We start from the raw sequence: 22,745 nt of genomic DNA on the forward strand, positions 1-22,745 counted from the left end.
TGGGCATTCTTCAGGCTATAGCCTTACAGGATCAATCACCACCTCCCTAGGAGGTGGTTTAGGGGTGACAATAAAAATCCCTGCGGTTATCACTGATAACCGCAGGGATGATTAACAACAGATGGCTGAAGAAGACCTGACGAGTGTTTATCCGTTCAGAGAAGGTGTTCTGATCAGATAGTCAAATGCCGACAGAGATGCTTTTGCGCCCTCCCCGCAGGCCACAATAATCTGCTTATAGGGCACCGTGGTACAGTCCCCTGCCGCAAAAATTCCTTTGTGGCTGGTTTCACACTTGCTGTCGATCTCGATTTCACCAAACCGGTTCAGCGACAAGGTATCCGTTAACCACCCGGTATTAGGTAATAAGCCTATCTGCACAAAGATGCCGGATAATGCCACGTTATGCAGCTCACCACTGAGTCTGTCCTGATATTGCAGGCCGGTCACCTGCTGACCATCGCCGACCACTTCACGGGTCTGCGCATTGAGGATCACCTCGACATTCGGCAGACTGTGCAGCTTATCGCGCAGGACTTTATCGGCTTTCATTTCGGGCGCGAATTCAAGCAGAGTCACATGCTCAGTCAGACCCGCTAAATCAATGGCAGCCTCGGCCCCGGAGTTACCCCCGCCGATGACCGCAACGCGTTTACCTTTAAACAGAGGACCGTCACAGTGCGGACAATAGGTGACACCACGGGTACGGTATTCTTCTTCACCGGGCACATTCATATTTCTCCAGCGGGCACCGGTGGCCAGGATCACGGATTTGGCACTGAGTGTCGCGCCGGATCCCGTCGTCAGGCTGTGCAGTCCGCCGGTGTTTTCGGCAGGCGACAGACGGCTTACCGATTGTGCTTCAATCACATCGATCTGGTAGTCGTCAACGTGCTGACGTAAAGCACCTGCCAGACGGCCACCTTCGGTTTTGGGGACTGAAATATAGTTTTCGATATCGACGGTATCCAGGACCTGCCCCCCGAAACGTTCGCCGATAAGTCCGGTGCGGATCCCTTTCCGGGCAGCATAGACCGCAGCGGCAACGCCGGCAGGCCCGCTGCCGACAATCAGCACGTCATAAGGCTGACGCTGGTTCAGTGCTTCCGCTGCTTTTTTACCGGCATTAGTATCTACTTTGCTGACAATCTCGCTCAGCGACAGTCTGCCCTGTGCAAAACTCTGACCGTTCAGGAACACGGCCGGCACGCCCATCACCTGGCGCTGCTCCACTTCTTCACGGAAAACACCGCCATCGATCGCGGTATGGGTGACTTTCGGGTTCAGGATCGCCATCAGGTTCAGCGCCTGAACAACATCGGGGCAGTTATGGCAGGACAACGAATAATAGGTTTCGAAATGCAGATCACTGTCGAGTTCTGCCACCTGGGACAGTAACTGCTGGCTCTCTTTCGATGGATGTCCGCCGGTCTGTAACAGTGCCAATACCAGTGACGTAAATTCGTGTCCCAGGGGAGAGCCAGAGAATACTGGTCCGTGCGTCTGCCCTGCCTGCGCAATCATAAATGAAGGCTGCCGGCTGAACAGGGCGTCTTCGCGGCGCAGTGAGATTTTATCTGACAGACCGGTAATTTGTTCCAGTAGCTCACCCACCTCTGCTGAAGCTTTGCTGTCATCCAGGCTGGCAATGAGTTCTACCGGACGGGTCAGCTTTTCGAGATAACTGCTGAGCTGGTTTTTTAACGTTGTATCGAGCATGGTCATTTCCCCTGACAAAAAAAACGGGTGCCAGAGCACCCGTGAAAATACGTCGACTGGTGCGGTGTATTAGATTTTGCCGACCAGATCCAGTGAAGGAGCCAGTGTTGCTTCACCTTCTTTCCATTTCGCCGGGCATACTTCTCCCGGGTGGGTAGCCACGTACTGAGCCGCTTTCACTTTACGCAGCAGGTCAGAAGCATCACGGCCGATACCTTCAGCAGTGATTTCTACCGCCTGAATAATACCTTCCGGGTCTACGATAAAGGTGCCACGGTCAGCCAGCCCCTGGTCTTCACGCATGATGTCAAAATTACGGGTCAGCGCACCGGTCGGGTCACCGATCATGGCATAACGGATTTTAGCGATGGTGTCTGAGCTGCCGTGCCATGCTTTATGGGTAAAGTGGGTATCGGTAGAGACTGAGTAGATATCGACACCCAGTTTCTGAAATTCGTCATAGTGGTCAGCAACGTCGCCCAGCTCAGTCGGGCAGACAAAGGTAAAATCCGCCGGGTAAAAGAAGAAGACACTCCACTTACCTGCTACATCTTTTTCTGTCAGTTCAACAAACTGGCCATCTTTGAATGCACTGTTTTTGAACGGTTTAATCTGGGTATTGATAATTGACATGAGTTGCCCTCCATGAAAAGTTGAGTTACAGAATACCCGCCAGGGGAAACACCGGCTAATACACTGTCATTATCAATGAAATCACCGAAACCTATTAAACTTCCACGGTATCTGGTGCTGCCGGGATAGTCCGGTGGCGCAACCCACACCGCTCACCGGCTAACCACACGAATCACGGGTCCGGCTAAAAGATGTGTGTGCGAAGCCCGGTGGCAAACAGACGGCGGGTATCCTGGTCCCGGGATAGTCCGGAGGAGTCACCGGTAATGCGCCGCGGGGGGCCCACGGCGCAGGGGGGGATGACCTCCCGCCCGGTTACAGGATACGGATAGCGATATCGGGCGGAACGACCTCGCCATCCCAGTACAGTCGGGCCGCTATCGCCCCCGCAATATCGCGATACAGTCGGGTAAAGTCACCGTCGGGCCAGCGACTGACCGTAGGCAGCCCGGCATCCAGGTCTTCACGCAGCGAAATATGCAACGGGATCTTGCCGGCCAGAGGGATCCCGTACTCTTCCGTCAGCGCTTCCGCCCCTCCGGTACCAAAAATGGCTTCCGCATGCCCGCACTGGCTGCAGATATGCATACTCATATTTTCGATAATCCCCAGCACCGGGACCGAGACTTTATTGAACATCACAATGCCTTTTCTCGCGTCCAGCAACGCAACATCCTGAGGTGTCGTCACCACCAGGGCCGCCGTTACCGGGATATTCTGCGCCAGCGTAAGCTGGATATCGCCGGTGCCGGGGGGCATATCGACAATCAGGTAATCCAGATCCGGCCACAGGGTCTCATTCAGCAACTGCATCAGAGCCTTGCTGGCCATCGGTCCGCGCCAGACCATCGCGTTATCGTCGGTGACCAGATATCCTATCGAATTGGTTGCCAGCCCGTGAGCCATTACCGGGGCCATGTGCTTGCCGTCCGGTGATGAGGGACGTTCGCCCTCACAGCCCAGCATCATCGGCACAGAAGGTCCGTAAATATCCGCATCCAGCACCCCTACGGTCGCCCCTTCGGCCTGCAGCGCAAGGGCCAGGTTAATGGCCGTGGACGATTTGCCGACGCCCCCTTTCCCGGAACTGACCGCGATAATATTTTTTACGCCCTTCGCGCCTGGCAAATTTTTGGCACGTTTCAGGGTGGCGATATCATGAGTCAGTCGCCATTCCACACGGTCGGCACCGGTGAGCCGGCAAAGAGTACCGGTCGTTTGTTCCTGCAATGACACAAAGCCCGACTGCCAGGCAAACGGCAGGATCAGTTCAATGTGTAAAACATTATCCAGCATTGCCACATGGTGCAGGGCATGGAGGTGAATAAGATCCTGTTGCAGGGTCGGATGCTGAAACGCGGCAACTACCGCACTGACCTGTGCATGTAATTCTTCCGGGGTGAGTGCCGGCATTCTCCCTTCTCCTTCTTACTGGGACGTGACCCACGGCCCGTCCGGTAAACAATTTTTCTTCGCTTATAGTAGCAGATTGACCGGCAGATCAGCGATCCTGCCTTTATCGCCCGGCACTTGTTTACGTTAAGGGTGCCTTCGGTTACCATTCAGACTCTTTTCCAAATAACAGAAAGCTACGCAAACTATGACTCAAGTCGCAAAGAAAATAATGGTAACGTGCGCCCTGCCGTACGCTAACGGATCTATCCATCTCGGGCATATGCTGGAACACATCCAGGCGGATATCTGGGTGCGTTACCAGCGAATGCGTGGCAATACTGTCTGGTTCATCTGTGCCGATGATGCCCATGGCACACCGATCATGCTGAAAGCACAGCAGCTGGGTATCAGCCCGGAAAAAATGATTGAAGAGATGAGCCAGGAACATCAGCAGGATTTCGCCGGTTTTAATATCAGTTATGATAACTATCACTCTACCCACAGTGATGAAAACCGCGTCCTTTCTGAAAAAATTTACGGCAGTCTGAAAAATAACGGTTTTATTAAAAACCGGACCATTTCACAGCTGTTCGATCCGGAGAAAGGCATGTTCCTGCCGGATCGCTTTGTGAAAGGCACCTGCCCGAAATGTAAGGCTGCCGATCAATACGGTGATAACTGTGAAGTCTGCGGGGCCACCTACAGCCCGACCGAACTGGTCGAGCCGAAATCCGTGATTTCCGGTGCCACACCGGTGATGCGTGACTCCGAACACTATTTCTTCGACCTGCCTTCCTTCTCTGACATGCTGCAGAGCTGGACCCGTTCCGGCGCGCTGCAGGAACAGGTGGCGAACAAGATGCAGGAATGGTTCGAATCCGGCCTGCAGCAGTGGGATATCTCCCGCGATGCGCCGTATTTTGGTTTTGAAATCCCGGACGCGCCGGGCAAATATTTTTACGTCTGGCTGGATGCGCCTATCGGTTACATGGGCTCATTTAAAAACCTGTGTGATAAACGCGGTGATCTGGACTTCGATGAGTACTGGAAAAAAGACTCCACCACCGAGTTGTACCACTTCATCGGTAAAGATATCGTCTATTTCCATAGTTTGTTCTGGCCGGCCATGCTGGAAGGCAGTAACTACCGTAAGCCGGATAACCTGTTTGTCCACGGGTATGTCACGGTTAACGGTGCCAAAATGTCCAAATCACGCGGTACCTTTATCAAGGCCAGTACCTGGCTTGAACACCTGGATGCCGACAGCCTGCGCTATTACTACGCGGCTAAACTCTCTTCCCGTATCGATGATATCGACCTGAATCTGGAAGACTTTGTACAGCGGGTCAATGCCGACGTCGTGAACAAGGTGGTTAACCTGGCATCCCGCAATGCCGGTTTCATCACTAAACGTTTCAATGGCAAGCTCTCTGAGTCGCTTGCTGACCCGGCGCTGTACCAGACCTTTGTCGATGCCAGTGAGAAAATCGGTGACGCCTGGGCCAGCCGCGAGTTTGGTCGTGCTATCCGCGAAATTATGGCACTGGCAGACCTGGCTAACCGTTATGTGGATGAGCAGGCTCCCTGGGTGGTCGCTAAAGAGGAAGGCCGTGATGCTGACCTGCAGGCTATCTGTTCGATGGGGATCCATCTGTTCCGCGTACTGATGACCTGGCTGAAACCGGTCCTGCCGGAACTCTCTGCCCGCAGTGAAGCCTTCCTTAACAGCGAGCTGAGCTGGGATAGCATTGCGCAACCGCTGACCGGCCATACCGTGGCACCTTTCAAAGCACTTTATCAGCGGATTGATATGAGCAAGGTCAATGCGCTGGTGGAAGCCTCGAAAGACGATGCTGCACAGGCAGCACCTGCCGCTGCACAGAAGCCGGCGACCGCAGCGAAACCGGCAAAAAAAGAAGAGTCCTCTGTGGAGGGTGTCATCACCATCGATGACTTTGCCAAAGTCGATATGCGTGTCGCGCTGATTGAACAGGCAGAACTGGTCGAAGGTTCCGATAAACTGTTGCGTCTGATGCTGGATGTGGGCGGCGAAAAGCGCCAGATCTTCTCCGGTATCCGTGCCGCATACCCGGACCCTGCCGTGCTGGTCGGCCGCCTGACGATCATCGTCGCAAACCTGGCCCCGCGTAAGATGCGTTTCGGTGTCTCTGAAGGGATGGTGCTGTCAGCCGGTAACGGGGGTGAAGACCTGTTTATTCTGTCTGCTGACAGCGGTGCCCAACCCGGTATGCCGGTACGTTAATCCTGACAAACTCTTTCGTGAAGCCGGTGCAAACCGGCTTTTTTTTCCTCTGCTGCCGGACATCTCTCTGCTGCCCTTTTTGTAAACTTTGCGGTTTATCACACAGAACTGCAATAGCAGGACAGATTACATTGTGTCCCTGGCCGGGATCACCTATAAAAATCAGGGACAACCGGCTCACCCGATGAGGCTTGATATGCATCCACGTTTTACCACGGCATTTGCCACCCTCGATAACTCTTTGCAACAGGCACTGAAACCCGTGCTGGATGATCCGAATTTTACGGCCATTCTGCAGCCGGAAACATTGCAGCATCTGATGACTGCGACCGGCCTTGACGGGGATGCCCTGGCCCTGGCGCTGCTCCCGCTGGCGGCCAGTTGTGCCGTCACACCGATTTCACATTTTAACGTCGGTGCCATCGCCCGCGGTGTCAGCGGTCGTTGGTACTTCGGCGCGAATATGGAGTTCAGTGGGGCCACCATGCAACAGACGGTGCATGCTGAACAGAGCGCCATTACCCACGCCTGGCTCTCTGGCGAGGAAAAACTGGCGGCGATCACCGTTAACTACACGCCCTGTGGTCACTGCCGGCAATTTATGAATGAGCTGAACAGCGGTCTGTCTCTGACGGTTTGCCTGCCGGACCATCCCCCGCGGACCCTGGCTGACTATCTGCCGGCGGCCTTTGGCCCGGCAGACCTGAATATTCACAGCGTGCTGATGGATATCAATGACCAGCAGTTTGTTCCGCAGGGTGACCCGCTGACACAGGCGGCGATACGTGCCGCCAGCCTCAGTTATGCACCTTACAGTGCGGCTTATAGCGGCGTTGCCTTACAAACCCGTGATGGCAAAATTTATGCCGGCCGCTATGCGGAAAATGCTGCGTATAATCCGTCGTTACCGCCACTGCAATCGGCGCTGATCCTGCTCAATATCAGAGGCGGGGATTGCACCGACATTCAGCGCGCCGTGCTGGCCGAATCTGACGATGCCGCTCTGCTTCAGCACAGTGCGACTCAGACCACGCTGGCTGCGCTCGGCTGCCAGCATCTGGACTCTGTCCGTCTTACCCGTACATAAGCTGAGATGAATCAGCCGGAAATCTGACAAATTTCCGGCGGGCATTCCCTTTAAAAAACGTCCGGAAAGACGTAACGTGCTGACAACTGAACCCTTCCGGTGGCCCCGATCGGTTACCGGGCTTTACTACGGAGTATCAATGATGGAACTGGATTACGAGAGTAAACGACCGCTATATATTCCTTATGCCGGCCCGATCCTGCTGGAATTTCCGTTGCTCAATAAAGGCAGTGCCTTTTCCCGCGAAGAACGTAACGAATTTAACCTCAATGGCCTGCTGCCGGAAACCGTTGAAACCATCGAAGAACAGGCCGAAAGGGCCTGGCAGCAATACCAGGAGTTCAAAAATAATATCGATAAACATGTCTTTCTGCGTAATATCCAGGACACCAACGAGACGCTGTTCTATCGGGTGCTGGCAGACCATCTTCAGGAAGTGATGCCCATCATCTATACCCCGACTGTCGGGACGGCCTGTGAGCAATTTTCAGACATCTACCGTCGTGCCCGGGGTGTGTTTATCTCCTACCCGAATCGCGAACATATCGAAGATATGTTACAGAATGCCACCAAACAGAATGTGAAGGTGATCGTCGTGACAGATGGCGAACGCATTCTCGGTCTCGGGGATTTGGGGATCGGAGGCATGGGGATCCCCATCGGCAAGCTGTCATTATATACCGCCTGTGGCGGCATCAGCCCGGCGTACACCTTACCTATCGTGCTGGATGTCGGCACCAATAATCAGCAATTGCTGAATGACCCGCTCTATATGGGCTGGCGACATCCCCGTATTGGTGAGGAAGAGTATAATGCTTTTGTTGAGGAATTTATCAGCGCTGTGAAACGGCGCTGGCCGCATGCGTTACTGCAATTTGAAGATTTCGCACAGAAAAATGCGACTCCGCTCCTTGAAAAATACCGCGATAAACTCTGCTGCTTCAATGACGATATTCAGGGCACCGCCGCCGTGGCCGTCGGCACGCTGATCGCCGCCAGCCGGGCCGCAGGCAGCCCGCTCTCAGAACAAACCATTGTTTTCCTTGGGGCCGGTTCCGCAGGCTGTGGTATCGCAGAGCAGATTATTAACGAAATGATGTCTGAAGGTCTGAGCGATGCCGAAGCCCGTCGCCGGGTGATGATGGTCGACCGGTATGGCCTGCTGACCGATAAACTGACTAACCTGTTACCTTTCCAGGCCCGTCTGGTGCAGCCGTCAGAGGCTATCGCCGGCTGGGAGACCGGCAGTGATTCGGTTTCTCTGCTGGATGTTGTCCGTCATGCCCGACCGACGGTTCTGATAGGTGTCTCCGGTCAGCCCGGGCTGTTTACCGAAGAAATTATTCGTGAAATGCACCGCCACTGCCCGCGCCCCATCATCATGCCTTTATCCAACCCGACATCCCGCGTTGAGGCCACCCCGGCGGATCTTATCAGCTGGACCGATGGCGCCGCTCTGATCGCAACGGGAAGCCCGTTTGCTCCGGTCACCTGGAAAGAGAAGGTTTATCCGATTGCCCAGTGCAATAATGCCTATATTTTCCCCGGCATCGGGCTGGGTATTATCGCCTCCGGGGCGCGCCGCGTGACCGACTCTATGCTGATGAGTGCCAGCCGGGCGCTGGCCGATTGCTCACCGCTCGCCACTGACCCGACCGGCCCGGTCTTGCCGGAGCTGGGGGATATCCAGCAGGTTTCCCGGCAGATCGCGATTGAAGTGGCCCGTGCCGCCCGGCTTGCGGGGGTCGCCGCGGAGAGTTCTGAAGAAGCACTGGCGCAGGCGGTAGAGGATAACTTCTGGACCCCGGCTTATCGCCATTATCGCCGTACCTCAATCTGAGAGTGCCGGACAGACGAACCTTCCACCGGCAGCGCAGCGGGAATGTCTGCGCTTGCCTGACCGGAGTGGCTCAAGTACCCTTGAGTCACTTTTTAATTATCAAGATGAGTGATCCGGCCGCATGCTCAAACGTCTCTTTATCCTTATCTGTTGCCTGATCGTACTGGCAGGGATGACTGCATTAGGGCTTGACCGTTGGATCAGCTGGAAAACTGCCCCCTATATTTATGAAAACGTCAGTCAGCTGCCCCACCGTGAAGTCGGTGTGGTATTGGGAACCTCAAAATATTACCGGACCGGTGAACGGAATCAGTATTACCTGTACCGTATTCAGGGGGCGCTGAATGCCTATAACAGTGGCAAGGTGAATTATCTGCTGCTCAGCGGCGACAATGCGCTGCAGAGTTATAATGAGCCACGGACAATGCGCAAAGACCTTATCCGAGCCGGGGTCGACCCGGCCGATATTGTGCTGGATTATGCCGGTTTCCGGACGCTGGATTCCATTGTCCGTACCCGCAAGGTGTTTGATACTAACGACTTCACGATTATTACTCAGCGCTTTCACTGTGAACGCGCGCTGTTTATCGCTATGCATCAGGGCATAGAGGCGCAGTGCTTTGCCGTGCCGTCCCCTAAGAATATGCTGGGGATCCGTCTCCGTGAAATTGCCGCCCGTATGGCGGCGCTGGCGGATTTGTATATTTTTAAAAGTGAACCCCGTTATCTTGGTCCGCTGATCCCTATCCCGCCGGTCAGCGAAATTCCGGATAAGGCCCCGGGCTATCCGGCCGTCACCCCGCAACAATTACAGGCGCTGTCAGGCCAGCCTGCCGCGGTCCGCCAGGTGAAACCCGCTGCCGCCGACGGACATCATGCTCTGGCCGCAGACTGTGCATTGCTGGCCGCCTTTGCCGGTAACCCACGGGTCTCACCCGTTTCCGGCAATTTGCCGGTCAGACCGCCGTATGTGCCGTCAGTGATTAACGAGGCAGCAGGTAATACAGCCGGTCACCGTGATCGGAATGACCGCCTGACACTTCCCGGGAAGATCGTCTGCCCGGCAGAGGCCGCACAGATACCTGTCCGCCCACCCGCCCTGCCCCCGCAAGCGGCCTCCGGGCCTGCAGGCCTGTCATCCGCGGTGCGCTAACCCCGTCAGCCCCTCTCCGGCCGGACGGAAACCGGCGGCCGGCGGCCGGCGGCTTATCTTCCGGCCGGCCCGGCGGTTTTCCGGGTCAGCGTGCGCCAGAGCTGCTCCATCGGACCGCGCGGGAAATACCGTAACCAGCACAGTGAAAACAGCCCATTGATCACCCAGACAAAGGGCACGATCAATAATAACTGCCAGCGCTGAAAATGCAGAAAGAGACCGGCGGTGGAAAAAATTAAGGTACAGACCAGGGTTTGCAGCAGGTAATTACTCAGCGCCATCCGGCCAATACAGCAAAACAGATAGCCGACCCGCATCGCCGAAATTTTCCTCCAGCCGGCCAGTACCAGTGCGGTATACCCCAGGCTTATCAGCGGACTGGCAACTTCGCCGGGAATTTGCAGATAAAAGCCACTCCAGCGGAACGACCAGCCGGTCAGCCATTGAGCCGTAATTCCGGCGCCTTCCAGCAGAACGCCGGGAACCAGCAGAAATACCGCCGTACGAAGATAGTCGGCCGGGGGCCGGTTACCCAGCAGCCAGCCATTATGCACCAGTGCCGCGCCTATGAGCATCAGTCCGGTCAGCTCCCAGCCATACTGTCCGAAAAAAGCCACCAGCATCGATTCCAGATGTCCGGTACGGTAATCGATCGCCGCCATGCCGGGGTGCAATACCCGTTGTTGTTCCAGAAAGATCTCTGCGGTCCCGGGCAGCCAGTCACTGCCCGCATGACCGGAGGATATCGCCCCGAACAACAGCAGCATCAGGCATCCGACCGCATAAAACAGTATGCCGGTGCGCATCAGTACCCCCGGGGAATCTGCATCGCGGATCATCCGCCAGGTCAGCATTCCGGCCAGCGACCAGGCCACCAGAATGTCTCCCTCCCATAGCAGCACGGCATGCAGCACGCCGAACAGCAATAGCCAGCCTAAACGCGACTGTATCCAGCCCCCGCCTTTCGGCAACTGAAATACCAGTCCGGCACCGAATAATATCGCGAAAAGGTTAAGAAACTTCAGCCGTGCAAAGAGTTCGAGGACCGCCCAGCTGATGGCATCCGGGCGCGTAATAAAGCCCTGCCAGGCCGGATTCAGATAGGCGGCGGCGGGTAAACCGAAACTGACGATATTCAGCAGCAGTATGCCGGCGATGGCGGCACCACGGATAAAATCAAGCTGGGGATAACGCGGCATGTGACAACCCTGACAGGAATGAAAAAGCCATATCCGGAAAGATATGGCCTGGTAACGGGGAAATCAGTTGTGTCTGACTGCGCGCAGGAATTCCTGACGGGTATTCTGGCTCGACTTAAACAGTCCGCCCAGTGACGTGGTGGTGGTCGCACTGGTCGCATCCTGAACCCCACGGGCTTTGACACAGTAATGGACCGCATCGATGCAAACCGCCACATTATTGGTCCCGAGCAGCGTCTGTAACGCCACCAGCACCTGCTGGGTCAGACGTTCCTGTACCTGAGGACGCTGTGCAAAGAATTGCACAATACGGTTAATTTTTGACAGACCGATCACTTTATCTTTCGGGATATACGCCACGGTGGCTTTACCGTCGATCGTCACAAAGTGATGTTCACAGGTACTGGTCAGGGAGATATCACGCACGGTGACCATCTCATCGACCTTCATTTTATTCTCGATGACCGTAATCTTCGGGAAGTTGGCATAATCCAGCCCCGAAAAGATTTCATCGACATACATTTTCGCAATACGGTGCGGTGTCTCGGTCAGACTGTCATCGTCCAGATCGAGATTCAGTAATTGCATAATTTCGGTCATATGACCGGCAATCAGCGCCTTACGTGTGGTGTTATCCAGCTCGCGCGCAGGCTTACGTAACGGGGTTTCCAGACCGCGGGCCACCAGTGCTTCATGTACCAGTGCCGCTTCCTGACTTAAAAGGGACATCTACTTTTCTCCGGCAGGTGAATTCTCAGCCCTGGCAACGGGCGGCGAATCATAATTATTGCTTATTGTGAATCAGTCCGTCGGGATTATCCAGTAGCTTACGGTGATCATCTTTCATCAGTAGCAAAAAATATTTCACACGATGGCCCGCAGGTTCAGGCTTGCCTGACACCACCGCAGCGACTACAATCGCAATGATTATGAATAAATCACACTAACTTCCTTTCATAAAGAGAATAATTATGGATTTGGTTCAGCTACGGATGTTTTGTGCCGTTGCCGATACCGGCTCGGTCGCCCGGGCGGCAGAATTACTTCACCGGGTGCCCTCTAACCTGACGACCCGTCTGAAGCAACTGGAAGAAGAACTGGGAACCGACTTACTGATCCGCGAAAAACAGCGGGTACGGTTATCCCCGGTCGGGCATAACTTTCTCGGTTATGCGCAACGTATCCTGGCCTTAAGCGAAGAAGCCATCAGCATGACCCGCCAGGGGGAACCGGCGGGGAATTTTGCGCTCGGCACCATGGAAAGTACGGCGGCTACCCGCCTGCCGGGTCTGCTGGCGGCGTATCACCAGCGTTATCCGTCGGTGTCTCTGTCACTGATCACCGGGACGTCCGGTGAGATTATCGACCATGTCCGCGAAGGAACGGTGGCCGCTGCCCTCGCCGACAGTCCGGAAGGCTATGACGAACTGCACAGTTGTGAGGCTTTTCGTGAAGAGTTAGTGCTGATCACCAGCAGTGAACACCTGCCGGTCACCTGCCCGCGGGATGTTCAGGGCGAGACTTTCTTTGCCTTCCGTAACAGTTGTTCTTACCGGCTGAAGCTGGAGGAGTGGTTTCGCGAAGGTGACGCACAGCCCGGCAGTATTATGGAAATTCATTCCTACCATGCGATGATCGCCTGTGTGGCGGGAGGGGCCGGGCTCGCGATTATTCCGTTTTCCGTGCTGGCGCAAATGAGCGACCGGGCGCGTATCCGTGTGCATCATCTGCCGGAAAAATACAGCCAGGTCTCGACCTGTCTTATCTGGCGACGTGATGCGTTCACCCCGAATGTCGAAGCACTGAAAGCGCTGATGATCAGCTTCTTTACCCGGGAGGCCTCTGCGGGCATCGACGCGGAAAACGCTGATCATGCACAGGGGACTGCCGTATCTCCCTGATTTTTTTTACCGGCTGCCGCACCTGCAGCAGCCCTGTATACAGATAATAACAGGAGCGTTATATGTCCGGACTCACTCTCTGCGAAGAGCATCTGATGTTTGGCGGTCGCCAGCAACGCTGGCAACATACCTCAGCAACGCTGGGATGTGAGATGAAATTCAGTCTCTTCCTGCCCCCGGCAGCGGCCGCTCAGCCGGTTCCGCTGCTCTGGTGCCTGGCAGGACTGACCTGTACTGATGAGAATTTTTCTGTGAAATCCGGGGCACAACGGCTGGCCGCCGGTCAGGGCATTGCGCTGATTATGCCCGATACCAGTCCGCGTGGCAGCGAGGTTCCCGACGATGAGCAGTACGACCTCGGCCAGGGGGCCGGATTTTATCTTAATGCTACCCGTGCCCCCTGGGACCGGCATTACCGGATGTACGATTACCTGACACTGGAGTTGCCGGCACTGCTGGCGGAACACTTCAGCTTCAGCGATCGTCAGGCCATTATGGGACACTCGATGGGCGGCCACGGTGCACTGGTGCTGGCCCTGCGTGAGGCAGGTCGGTTTACCTCGGTCTCCGCCTTCGCCCCGATCGTCAATCCGTCCTCGGTCCCCTGGGGCGGGAAAGCCTTTACCGCCTATCTGGGAGAGGATCGTGAGGCATGGCGTCAGTATGATGCCAGCCTGCTGATGGCTGAAGCCACGCACCGGTTGCCGATGCTGATTGACCAGGGGCTTGCTGATAATTTTTACCCGCTGCAACTGCAACCGGAAGTGCTGGAAACAGCCGCCCGTGAGCATCAGTTTGATTTGACCCTGCGCTGGCAGGAAGGCTATGACCACAGCTACTATTTTATTACCAGTGTTATTGAAGATCATCTTCGTTTCCACGCCCGCCACCTGCTGACTGCCTGAGGCAGCGTCAGCCATAAAAAAACCCATGCGATGCATGGGTTTTTATTTAACTCACCGGACTGACCTGTTAATTGTCACTTTTGGTGATGCCCGGGAATTCCATCTCGTGGTATTTCACAAAGCGGGTTCCGCGCGTCCATTTATAGCCCAGCCAGATCACCAGGAATAACGGGATACCGATATAGGTGGCTGCCACGCCATACCAGTCAATGGTATCGGCCATAAAGGCCTGGTAGTTCTGACCCAGGGTGATAAGCAGGCAGAGCACAAAAGCAAATACCGGCCCGAGCGGGAAAAGTCCGGCACGGTAAGGCAGATCCGCCAGGTTATGCCCCTTCGCCACATAGCCGCGACGGAAGCGGTAATGGCTGATGGCGATCCCCAGCCAGGCGATAAAGCCGGTCATTCCTGAAGTATTCAGCAACCACATATAGACGGTCTGATTACCAAACTTTGATGACAGGAAGCAAAGCGCTGCAATCACTGTGGTCGCAATCAGTGCATTACGCGGTACGCCGTTGGCGGTCAGACGGGCAAAGATTTTAGGTGCTTTCCCTTCCTGTGCCAGCGTAAACAGCATCCGTGTGGAAGCATACATTCCTGAGTTACCGGCGGAGAGCACCGCGGTCAGGATCACCGCATTCATTACTGCGGCGGCAGAGAGCAGCCCGGCATTCTGGAAAACCAGAGTGAAAGGACTGACGCTGATGTCTTTCACATCATTATGCAGCAGACGCGGATCGGTGTACGGCAGTAACAGGCTGATGATCAGGATAGCCAGCACATAAAACAGCAGGATCCGCCAGAAAACCTGACGCATCGCACGCGGGATATTTTTGCCCGGGTTCTCTGATTCGCCGGCCGCAATCCCGATAAGCTCCGTCCCCTGGAAAGAGAAACCGACAATCATTGCCACGCCGATCATCGCAGAAAATCCGCCCGCAAACGGCGCACCGCCCGTCGTCCAGTTATGCCAGCCACCGTCTCCGGCACCCCGCAGAATGCCGGTGACCATCATCAGACCGACGATAATAAAGATCACCACGGTCACCACTTTGATCAGCGAGAACCAGTATTCCGCTTCACCAAACCCTTTCACCGAAATCACGTTCAGCAGGAAAATCACCGCCAGGAAGAGGCAGCTCCAGACCCAGCCCGGGACTTCCGGGAACCAGTAGCCCATCACCAGTTGTGCGGCTACCAAATCGACGGCGATCGTGACGGCCCAGTTGTACCAGTAATTCCACCCCAGAGCGAAACCAAAGCCTTCTTCGACGTATTTTGCACCGTAGGTCGCAAACGAACCGGAGACCGGCATATACGCCGCCAGTTCACCGAGGCTTGTCATCAGGAAATAGACCATCAGCCCGATAATGGCATAAGAAAGAAGTGCACCACCGGGTCCCGCCTGAGAAATGCTGGCCCCGGAGGCGACAAACAGCCCGGTGCCGATAGACCCGCCAATCGCAATCATCGTCAGATGACGGGCTTTTAATACACGCTTCAGGCCAGGCTTATCTGTTGTTTTTGTATTATTATTCATCAGTAAACACTATGCTGGATAAAAATGAGGCGCGATTGTACCAGCTCACCGTAACCTGTATAGCATTACCACCGCGTTATAAGTTACCTTCATAATCCCCCGCCGATTATTAGCAACCCCGGGCGGACCGGGTCAGGCAATGTCCTGTTCATGGCAATAAGAAAGAAAACGGATCAGCGTTCGGGACAGGTGTTTCTGCTGATGGTGGATGCGATATAACGTTCTGGTCAGCGGCGGCAGTGGCAGCGGGACCTGGCGCAGGCTGCCATTTTCAAGCTGGTCTGCGATCACCCGGCGTGACAGGCAACTGATCCCCATTCCATAACGTACCGCATGCTTGATCGCCTCTGAATTCCCCAGCTCCATCGCTATTCTGAACCGGGGGAGATGAGAAAGCAGCAGATAGTCCACGATTTCCCGGGTCCCTGACCCGCGTTCGCGCAGGATCCAGGGGGAGTCTGCCAGTTTTTCCAGCGTGACGGCTTCGCGGAAAATGGCCGACTGTGGTGCAGCAAAAACCACCAGTTCATCCTGCAGCCAGTTTTCACTGACGATCCCGGTGATATGACAAGGCCCTTCGATCAGCCCCACATCCACGCGAAAATCACTGACCGCCTGGATCACGTCCTGACTGTTCCCGACCGTCAGGTCCAGCGGAGCCTGCGGAAAATCACGCCGGTACTCTGCCATCATGGCAGGCAGCAGATAGTTGCCGATAGTACTGCTGGCGGCGATCCGGATGGCACCATGATCTTCACGGAAAAGTTGTTCGGTCTCTTTCGCCTGTTCCAGTAACGAGACGGCTTTCGGATAGAGCAAGCGGCCATGTTCATTCACAATCAGTCGCTTGCCGGAGCGATCGAACAGTTTTACCGCTAACTGATGTTCAAGATCAGCCAGCGCCGCACTAACGGCCGACTGCGATAGCGCCAGTTGCTGCGCTGCCCGGGTCGTCGACCCGCTCTTTACAATTTCACTGAATACTTCCAGCTGTCTTAGGGTGATATGCACACTGTCTCCTCACGGATGCCCTGACGGATAACGGAAGCCTCCGCACGTTAACCAGTTATAGTGGTTAATTATAAATATATAATCAATTTCTCTTTTAAGCAAAACCCCGGCAGGATAAGGGTCATTGACTCAGCAAGGAATGACATGATGACTCTGCATCAGCAACTGCGGGCGCCTCTGCCCCGCCTCCCCTTACTCCGTGGTCTTCTGCTCAGCGGTATGATTGCCGCAGGCGTGATCCCCCTGATCCAGATTCCCCTGGTAGCCCGGCTGGGGCTGGGGACACTGACCCTTTCGATCCTGGCCGGAATTATTACCGGTAATCTGTTACCCGCGACGGTTCATGTCCGCTGCGAGCAAGGGATCGCCTTCAGTAAACATTATCTGCTGCGGCTGGGGATTATTCTGTATGGCTTTAATCTCACCTTTCAGCAAATCGGCCATATCGGTTACCGCGGGCTGGTCACCGACATGATTATGCTGAGCAGCACATTTCTGGTGACCTGCCTGGCCGGACTGTACTGGATAAAACCGGATAAACAGACCGTATGGCTGATTGGTGCCGGCAGCAGTATCTGCGGCGCGGCGGCGGTACTGGCGACAGCCCCGGTCATCAGAGCCGATGCCGGAAAAGTGGCGGTGGCGGTGGCAACAGTGGTTATCTTCGGTACCGCGGCCATTTTTATCTATCCGTTAATGTGGGAGGTTATCCACCCCTGGCTGCCGGGTCTCAGTGCTGAGCAGTTCGGCATTTATACGGGTTCGACCGTCCATGAAGTGGCTCAGGTGGTGGCGGCCGGTCATGCTATCAGTCCGCAAGCCGAAGATACCGCGGTGATTGCCAAAATGCTACGGGTCATGATGCTGGCACCGTTCCTGCTGCTGCTGGGACAGTGGGTTAACCGCACCCGTCAGCCTGCAGAGAATGCCGGCCCCGGCAAAATCACCTTCCCCTGGTTTGCCCTGATCTTTATTCTGGTCGCCGTCCTTAACTCGTTCGGTTTGCTGTCTGATACCTGGCTTTCATGGATCCGCCGCAGTGATAATATTCTTCTGGCGATGGCGATGGCCGCGCTGGGCCTGAGTACCCGCCTTTCTCAGCTGAAAACCGCCGGGCTGAAACCCTTACTGCTGGGAGCTGTCGTTTTTCTCTGGCTGATTATCGGCGGCGCAGGCGTCAATCTGCTGGTATGGCATGTTATGCAGTAAATCCTCAGGTATTATGTGTGACATTCAGCAAATACCGGGAAGTAAGGAGAAAGTAATGAAGTTTATCGGTGCGCATGTCAGCGCCGCAGGGGGCGTGGAAAACGCGGTCCTTCGTGCACACGAACTGGAAGCCACGGCCTTTGCACTGTTTACCAAAAATCAGCGCCAGTGGCGTGCTGCGGCATTAACAGAGGAAAGTATCAGCGCTTTCCGTCAGGCCTGCGAAAAATATAACTTCAGCTCAGGACAAATTCTGCCCCATGACAGTTACCTGATCAATCTCGGTCATCCGGTCAGTGAAGCACTGGAAAAATCACGACTGGCCTTTATTGATGAGATGCAACGGGCAGAATTACTCGGCCTGTCCTTACTTAACTTCCATCCGGGCAGCCACCTGCAACAGATTGCTGAAGAAGACTGTCTGAAGCGGATTGCAGAATCGATCAATATCGCGCTGGATCAGACGCAGGGTGTCACGGCGGTGATCGAAAACACCGCCGGTCAGGGCAGTAACCTGGGGTTTCGTTTTGAGCACCTGGCCGAAATCATCCATCACGTTGAAGATAAAAGCCGGGTTGGCGTCTGCATCGATACCTGTCACGCCTTTGCCGCCGGTTACGACCTGCGTACGGTCGAAGAGTGTGAAAATACTTTCCGGGAATTCGGGCGGATTGTCGGCTTTGACTACCTGCGGGGCATGCATCTGAATGATGCCAAGAGTGAATTCGGCAGCCGGGTCGACCGCCACCACAGTCTGGGCGAAGGAAATATCGGCAATACGGTGTTCAGCTGGCTGATGAAAGATCCCCGCTTTGACGGTATTCCGTTAATTCTGGAAACCGTCAATCCGGATATCTGGAAAGATGAAATTGCCTGGCTGAAAGCCCAACAGACTGCATAAAAAAACAGGGCGCGATGCGCCCTGTTTTTCTTATCACACCGGCCTCAGGCGGTGACTGGTTCCGGTTTTTTCAGGAAGGCATAAGCAATACCCGCCAGCGCCGTTCCGATAATAATGGATAACAGATAACCCAGTACCGGGGTGATCGCCCCCGGGATCAACAGAACAAACAAGCCGCCGTGAGGTGCCATCAGTTGGGCGCCGATCGCCATAGAGATAGCGCCGGTCACCGCGCCACCCACGATACAGCAAGGGATCACCCGCATCGGGTCACGGGCCGCAAACGGAATGGCCCCTTCAGAAATAAAGCACAGACCCAGCACCAGTGCGGCTTTACCGCCTTCCTGCTGTCCTTTATTAAATTTCCGTTTTGCCAGTAAGGTCGCAAGCCCCATCGCCAGCGGAGGTACCATCCCGGCAGCCATAATCGCCGCCATCGGCGCATAAGTTTTACTGCTCAGTAAACCGACACCAAAGGCATAAGCCACTTTATTGACCGGGCCTCCCATATCGGTACACATCATACCGCCCAGCACCGCACCCAGCAGTACCGCATTCGCCGTCCCCATGTTACCCAGCCAGTGCGTCAGCCATTCCATGATAGCGGCGACCGGTTTACCGACCACATAAATCATCAGCAGACCGGTGATCAGGCTCGCCAGCAGCGGAATAATCAGGATAGGTTTCAGGGCTTCCATACTCTGCGGAAGTTTCAGCCGTGTACTGATAAATTTCGCCACATAACCGGCAATGAAACCGGCAATGATCCCGCCCAGGAAGCCGGCATTAGTACTGGTCGCCAGCATACCGCCAATCAGCCCCGGCGTCAGACCAGGACGGTCAGCAATCGAGAAGGCAATGTAACCCGCCAGCACCGGCACCATTAATGCAAAAGCACTGCCCCCGCCAATCTGCATCAGCGCGGCGGCCAGCGACCCTTCCTGATGGAAGGCCGTGATCCCGAAGGCGAAGGATAACGCGATACTCAGGCCGCCTGCGACCACCATCGGCAGCATGTAAGAGACACCGGTAAGCAGGTGCCGGTATGCCCCGGCCTTTTCTTTACTGCCCTCGCTGGCGCTCGCTTCAGACTTCGCGCCGGCAGCGTGGTAAGGTTTAGCTTCCGCCAGTGCTTTATCAAACTCCTGCGCGGTTTTCTTCAGTGCCAGTCCGGTCGAGGTGCGATACATGGGTTTACCGGCAAATTTTGCCAGGTCGACCTCGATATCGGCGGCGATAATCACCAGATCGGCGGCCGCGATGTCCTCAGCGCTGACCGGATTACCGGCACCGACAGAACCGCGGGTTTCCACTTTAGCCCACCAGCCACGTTTTTTAGCCTCTGCCTCGATGGCTTCTGCCGCCATAAAGGTATGAGCGACGCCGGTCGGACAGGCGGTGACCGCCACAATACGTTTGGCTCCACTGGTCTCAGCCACCACCGGCTGAGCACTCACCGGTGCCTGCCAGGGAGTGGCCTGTTCACGTGCGGTGGTCAGAAAAGCCACCGCATCATTCAGCAGTGCCTGCAGATCGCCCTGCCAGCACGGTTTACCGCTCAGGGCCGGATCGATAGGCGCGTTTTTGCCGGCGACCACGACCAGTTCAGCGTCTGCTGCGGAACGGGTTAAGGTCAGTCCGCATTTTTCAGCAGCCGTTTCGGCCGCTTTTTCGGCCATATATGCACTGGCTTTTCCCAGTGACGCATCAGTTATCAGCAGCGTTTTCATCATTTATTCCTCTTCTGCTGTCAGTGCACGGGCTGTAAATCGACACGTGCCATCATTGCCGCCAGTTGTGTCCGGTCAGCGACGCCTACATTACTTTGACTTACCGCCAGCGCGGCGACTGCCGTTGCCAGTCTCAGGGTATGTTCGCTGGACTCACGCATCAGTAACCCATAAATCAGGCCGCCTACCATGGAATCCCCTGCCCCTACGGTGCTGACCACCTCACAGGCCGGAGGTTTTGCCAGCCATTCCCCGGAGGCATTCACCCATAACGCCCCTTCGGCGCCGAGCGAAATCACCACATGGGCAATCCCTTCTTCCCGCAGTTTATGCGCGGCATCAATGACGTCCTGTAAGTCCGGTAACGGTTTTCCGGCCCAGGTTTCCAGCTCGCGACGGTTAGGTTTTACCAGCCAGGGAGCGGCTTTCAGCCCGGCTTCCAGCGCACTGCGGCTGCTGTCAAAGATAATGCACGGGCATAGCGCACGCAGGGATTTCATCCATGCGGTAAACGCTTCCGGAGAGACCCCTTCCGGTAAACTGCCGCTGACGCAGACCATATCGAACTGGCCCAGCCAGCTCAGTGAATCGGTCGTAAAACGTTCCCAGTCTTTGGCGGTCACAGCAAAACCGGAAAAGTTAAGATCGGTCACTTCGCCGTCCTGCTCGGTCAGTTTGACATTGATGCGCGTTCTTCCGCCGACAATCTGGAAACGGTTAGCAATCCCCAGTTCGCTGAAGAGCTGCTGAAATCCGTCCTGGTTATCCTTACCCAGAAAACCGCCGACAGTGACATCAATCCCAAGGTCTTTCAGTACCTTAGCGACATTAATCCCTTTGCCGGCGGCATGCAGACCGGTGGTTTTCACCAGGTTGACTTCACCCCGCTCAATTTCCGGGGTAAAGCCCACCAGATCATAAGCCGGGTTCAGGGTAATGGTTGCGACACGTCTGCTCATGCTGCCCCCTCACCAAGACCACTCTCAATGGCTTCGCCGATCGCGGTGATCGCGGCGGCGGCATCTTCTCCGCTGGCCGTAAAGCGCAGGCGGTGGCCTTTCTTCACCCCCAGCGCGACCACTTTCATCAGGCTGCGTCCGTTTGCAGGTTTGCCGCTGCCATCCAGGTTAGTGACCGTAATATCGCTTTTGAAATTTTTAATGGTGGTGACCAGTGCCGTGCCCGGACGGGCATGCAGACCATGTTCGTTGCGGATCACAAATTCCGCGGTGATCACTTCATCTGCTTCAACATAATCGCTGGTCAGCAAGGCGAGGATCCCCGCGGGATCGGCACTGTCCAGCGCTGATGCATGCCCCCCGGTCAGTAAACGGTGCAGATACCCCAGTGCACTCAGCGGCTGATCATCAATAGCGGCAACCGTCATTAACAAGGACACCGGCTCATTATCTGCCGTCGTGAAGGCCGTTGCCGCACGACTGACCGCAATGGCGCTGAACAGATTGCCCTCAGCACTGTCGTTCAGCCAAATCCCGTGGCCAAGATGGAAAGGCGGATGAGAGATCACCTGGCTGACAAAACGGCTGTCCACCGCCCCCGCGGCCTGTAAACGCCCGGCGTTCAGTGCCTGTAACGTCATCAGGTCAGTCGCCTCAACCCGGGTGGCGATCATGGAGGTGTCAAAACGAAATTCGGCCGCCTGTTTTTCACCCATCAGCAAGGCACGTAAATCTTCAGCTGACGCGGTTTTCAGTGTTTCAGCCACACTGTCATCACTCAGCACATGAGTTAACTGCCGTAGTAACGCCAGGTGCTCGTCGGATTTGGCGGCAATGCCGATAACCACATACGCGACCTGATCTTCTCCCCATTGAATGCCCTGCGGATACTGAAAGACCTGGACCCCGGTGTTGAGTACCTGATCACGGGTGTCGGTCGTACCATGAGGGATAGCAATACCATTGCCCAGAAACGTTGAGGTCTGCTGTTCACGAGCCAGCATCCCCTCGACATACCCTTCCGTCACATTCCCGGCAGAAGTCAGGGCAGATGCGACCTGACGTATCGCTTCGTTTTTTTCACTGGCGCTGGCACCAGTATGTATCGCCTGTACATCGAGCTGGAACATAGAACTCCTCACTATCTTCAGTTGAATCGTTTCAGCTAACAGAGATAAAAAAAAGTGTCCGGGACTGACAACAGGGAACACAGGCAGAGCTGAAACGTATCAGTAATATACGCGCCAAAAAAATTCTGCTGCAACAAATAACAAAATTCTTATGGCGATTTTTTGAG

The 22,745-nt window shown here is 55.3% G+C and carries 17 protein-coding genes and 1 pseudogene; 8 read left to right on the forward strand and 10 right to left on the reverse strand.

Translation table 11 applies throughout. From position 1 onward, the window contains the following. Positions 1-147 precede the first annotated feature (147 nt). The 3 genes from ahpF to apbC form a co-directional block, all read right to left on the reverse strand. Complete coding sequence (ahpF, locus tag JK223_RS09465; RefSeq protein WP_212713944.1) at positions 148-1,719, reverse strand: alkyl hydroperoxide reductase subunit F; 1,572 nt, start codon at positions 1,717-1,719, stop codon at positions 148-150. 69 nt (positions 1,720-1,788) lie between these two features. Next, positions 1,789-2,352 (reverse strand): alkyl hydroperoxide reductase subunit C, encoded by a 564-nt coding sequence (gene ahpC, locus JK223_RS09470; protein ID WP_212713945.1) that lies wholly within the window; start codon positions 2,350-2,352, stop codon positions 1,789-1,791. A gap of 315 nt (positions 2,353-2,667) precedes the next feature. Next, complete coding sequence (apbC, locus tag JK223_RS09475; protein ID WP_212713946.1) at positions 2,668-3,765, reverse strand: iron-sulfur cluster carrier protein ApbC; 1,098 nt, start codon at positions 3,763-3,765, stop codon at positions 2,668-2,670. 187 nt (positions 3,766-3,952) lie between these two features. On the opposite strand from apbC, the gene metG reads away from it, so the two are divergent. The 4 genes and pseudogenes from metG to sanA all read left to right on the forward strand — a co-directional run. Further along, positions 3,953-6,010 (forward strand): methionine--tRNA ligase, encoded by a 2,058-nt coding sequence (gene metG / locus JK223_RS09480; RefSeq protein ID WP_212713947.1) that lies wholly within the window; start codon positions 3,953-3,955, stop codon positions 6,008-6,010. A 196-nt stretch (positions 6,011-6,206) separates the two neighbouring features. Continuing rightward, positions 6,207-7,097 (forward strand): cytidine deaminase, encoded by an 891-nt coding sequence (gene cdd, locus JK223_RS09485; protein WP_212713948.1) that lies wholly within the window; start codon positions 6,207-6,209, stop codon positions 7,095-7,097. A 142-nt stretch (positions 7,098-7,239) separates the two neighbouring features. Next, positions 7,240-8,937 carry an NAD-dependent malic enzyme gene (locus tag JK223_RS09490; RefSeq protein WP_212714047.1) on the forward strand — a complete coding sequence of 566 codons (1,698 nt, stop codon included), beginning with the start codon at positions 7,240-7,242 and terminating at the stop codon, positions 8,935-8,937. Between the two features lie 121 nt (positions 8,938-9,058). Continuing rightward, positions 9,059-9,757, forward strand: a pseudogene (gene sanA, locus JK223_RS09495) (outer membrane permeability protein SanA); the annotation flags it as partial. Positions 9,758-10,143: 386 nt separating this feature from the next. Here the strand turns inward: sanA and yeiB are convergent. Together yeiB and folE are read right to left on the reverse strand one after the other, a co-directional pair. Continuing rightward, positions 10,144-11,289, reverse strand: coding sequence for a DUF418 domain-containing protein YeiB (gene yeiB / locus JK223_RS09500; RefSeq protein WP_212713949.1), 1,146 nt, complete (start codon positions 11,287-11,289; stop codon positions 10,144-10,146). Between the two features lie 63 nt (positions 11,290-11,352). Next, positions 11,353-12,018, reverse strand: coding sequence for a GTP cyclohydrolase I FolE (gene folE / locus JK223_RS09505; protein ID WP_025903393.1), 666 nt, complete (start codon positions 12,016-12,018; stop codon positions 11,353-11,355). A gap of 242 nt (positions 12,019-12,260) precedes the next feature. Here folE and JK223_RS09510 point away from each other — a divergent pair, with 242 nt between their 5' ends. Together JK223_RS09510 and fghA are read left to right on the forward strand one after the other, a co-directional pair. Continuing rightward, positions 12,261-13,190 (forward strand): LysR family transcriptional regulator, encoded by a 930-nt coding sequence (locus tag JK223_RS09510; protein ID WP_212713950.1) that lies wholly within the window; start codon positions 12,261-12,263, stop codon positions 13,188-13,190. Positions 13,191-13,252: 62 nt separating this feature from the next. Continuing rightward, positions 13,253-14,095, forward strand: a complete 843-nt coding sequence (fghA, locus tag JK223_RS09515) for an S-formylglutathione hydrolase (RefSeq protein WP_212713951.1) — start codon at positions 13,253-13,255, stop codon at positions 14,093-14,095. 67 nt (positions 14,096-14,162) lie between these two features. On the opposite strand, the gene JK223_RS09520 is transcribed toward fghA, so the two are convergent. Next, a complete protein-coding gene (locus tag JK223_RS09520; RefSeq protein ID WP_212713952.1) occupies positions 14,163-15,638 on the reverse strand; it encodes an amino acid permease in 1,476 nt (491 codons plus the stop codon). A gap of 132 nt (positions 15,639-15,770) precedes the next feature. Beyond that, positions 15,771-16,649, reverse strand: a complete 879-nt coding sequence (yieE, locus tag JK223_RS09525) for a DNA-binding transcriptional regulator YeiE (protein ID WP_212713953.1) — start codon at positions 16,647-16,649, stop codon at positions 15,771-15,773. A 147-nt stretch (positions 16,650-16,796) separates the two neighbouring features. On the opposite strand from yieE, the gene JK223_RS09530 reads away from it, so the two are divergent. Beyond that, positions 16,797-17,858: a YeiH family protein gene (locus tag JK223_RS09530; RefSeq protein WP_212714048.1), complete on the forward strand. Its 1,062-nt coding sequence runs from the start codon at positions 16,797-16,799 to the stop codon at positions 17,856-17,858. 55 nt (positions 17,859-17,913) lie between these two features. After that, the gene (nfo, locus tag JK223_RS09535) at positions 17,914-18,759 is read left to right on the forward strand and encodes a deoxyribonuclease IV (protein ID WP_212713954.1); all 846 of its coding nucleotides are present in this window, start codon (positions 17,914-17,916) and stop codon (positions 18,757-18,759) included. A gap of 44 nt (positions 18,760-18,803) precedes the next feature. Here nfo and fruA read toward each other — a convergent pair whose 3' ends face one another. The 3 genes from fruA to fruB are packed head-to-tail and all read right to left on the reverse strand — an operon-like array spanning position 18,804 to position 22,578. Then, positions 18,804-20,489, reverse strand: a complete 1,686-nt coding sequence (fruA, locus tag JK223_RS09540; RefSeq protein WP_212714049.1) for a PTS fructose transporter subunit IIBC — start codon at positions 20,487-20,489, stop codon at positions 18,804-18,806. 20 nt (positions 20,490-20,509) lie between these two features. Then, a complete protein-coding gene (fruK, locus tag JK223_RS09545) occupies positions 20,510-21,448 on the reverse strand; it encodes a 1-phosphofructokinase (RefSeq protein WP_212713955.1) in 939 nt (312 codons plus the stop codon). Continuing rightward, positions 21,445-22,578 (reverse strand): fused PTS fructose transporter subunit IIA/HPr protein, encoded by a 1,134-nt coding sequence (gene fruB, locus JK223_RS09550; RefSeq protein WP_212713956.1) that lies wholly within the window; start codon positions 22,576-22,578, stop codon positions 21,445-21,447. The genes fruK and fruB overlap by 4 nt, the downstream gene beginning before the upstream one ends. Positions 22,579-22,745 lie beyond the last annotated feature (167 nt).

This window comes from Tatumella sp. JGM118, from assembly GCF_018257515.1.
Lineage (GTDB): Bacteria > Pseudomonadota > Gammaproteobacteria > Enterobacterales > Enterobacteriaceae > Tatumella > Tatumella terrea.

Excerpts from the sequence above, each read along its gene's own strand:
- ahpF (WP_212713944.1), bottom strand. The coding sequence starts at position 1,719 with ATGCTCGATACAACGTTAAAAAACCAGCTCAGCAGTTATCTCGAAAAG.
- ahpC (WP_212713945.1), bottom strand. The coding sequence starts at position 2,352 with ATGTCAATTATCAATACCCAGATTAAACCGTTCAAAAACAGTGCATTC.
- apbC (WP_212713946.1), bottom strand. The coding sequence starts at position 3,765 with ATGCCGGCACTCACCCCGGAAGAATTACATGCACAGGTCAGTGCGGTA.
- metG (WP_212713947.1), top strand. The coding sequence starts at position 3,953 with ATGACTCAAGTCGCAAAGAAAATAATGGTAACGTGCGCCCTGCCGTAC.
- cdd (WP_212713948.1), top strand. The coding sequence starts at position 6,207 with ATGCATCCACGTTTTACCACGGCATTTGCCACCCTCGATAACTCTTTG.
- JK223_RS09490 (WP_212714047.1), top strand. The coding sequence starts at position 7,240 with ATGGAACTGGATTACGAGAGTAAACGACCGCTATATATTCCTTATGCC.
- yeiB (WP_212713949.1), bottom strand. The coding sequence starts at position 11,289 with ATGCCGCGTTATCCCCAGCTTGATTTTATCCGTGGTGCCGCCATCGCC.
- folE (WP_025903393.1), bottom strand. The coding sequence starts at position 12,018 with ATGTCCCTTTTAAGTCAGGAAGCGGCACTGGTACATGAAGCACTGGTG.
- JK223_RS09510 (WP_212713950.1), top strand. The coding sequence starts at position 12,261 with ATGGATTTGGTTCAGCTACGGATGTTTTGTGCCGTTGCCGATACCGGC.
- fghA (WP_212713951.1), top strand. The coding sequence starts at position 13,253 with ATGTCCGGACTCACTCTCTGCGAAGAGCATCTGATGTTTGGCGGTCGC.
- JK223_RS09520 (WP_212713952.1), bottom strand. The coding sequence starts at position 15,638 with ATGAATAATAATACAAAAACAACAGATAAGCCTGGCCTGAAGCGTGTA.
- JK223_RS09530 (WP_212714048.1), top strand. The coding sequence starts at position 16,797 with ATGACTCTGCATCAGCAACTGCGGGCGCCTCTGCCCCGCCTCCCCTTA.
- nfo (WP_212713954.1), top strand. The coding sequence starts at position 17,914 with ATGAAGTTTATCGGTGCGCATGTCAGCGCCGCAGGGGGCGTGGAAAAC.
- fruA (WP_212714049.1), bottom strand. The coding sequence starts at position 20,489 with ATGAAAACGCTGCTGATAACTGATGCGTCACTGGGAAAAGCCAGTGCA.
- fruK (WP_212713955.1), bottom strand. The coding sequence starts at position 21,448 with ATGAGCAGACGTGTCGCAACCATTACCCTGAACCCGGCTTATGATCTG.
- fruB (WP_212713956.1), bottom strand. The coding sequence starts at position 22,578 with ATGTTCCAGCTCGATGTACAGGCGATACATACTGGTGCCAGCGCCAGT.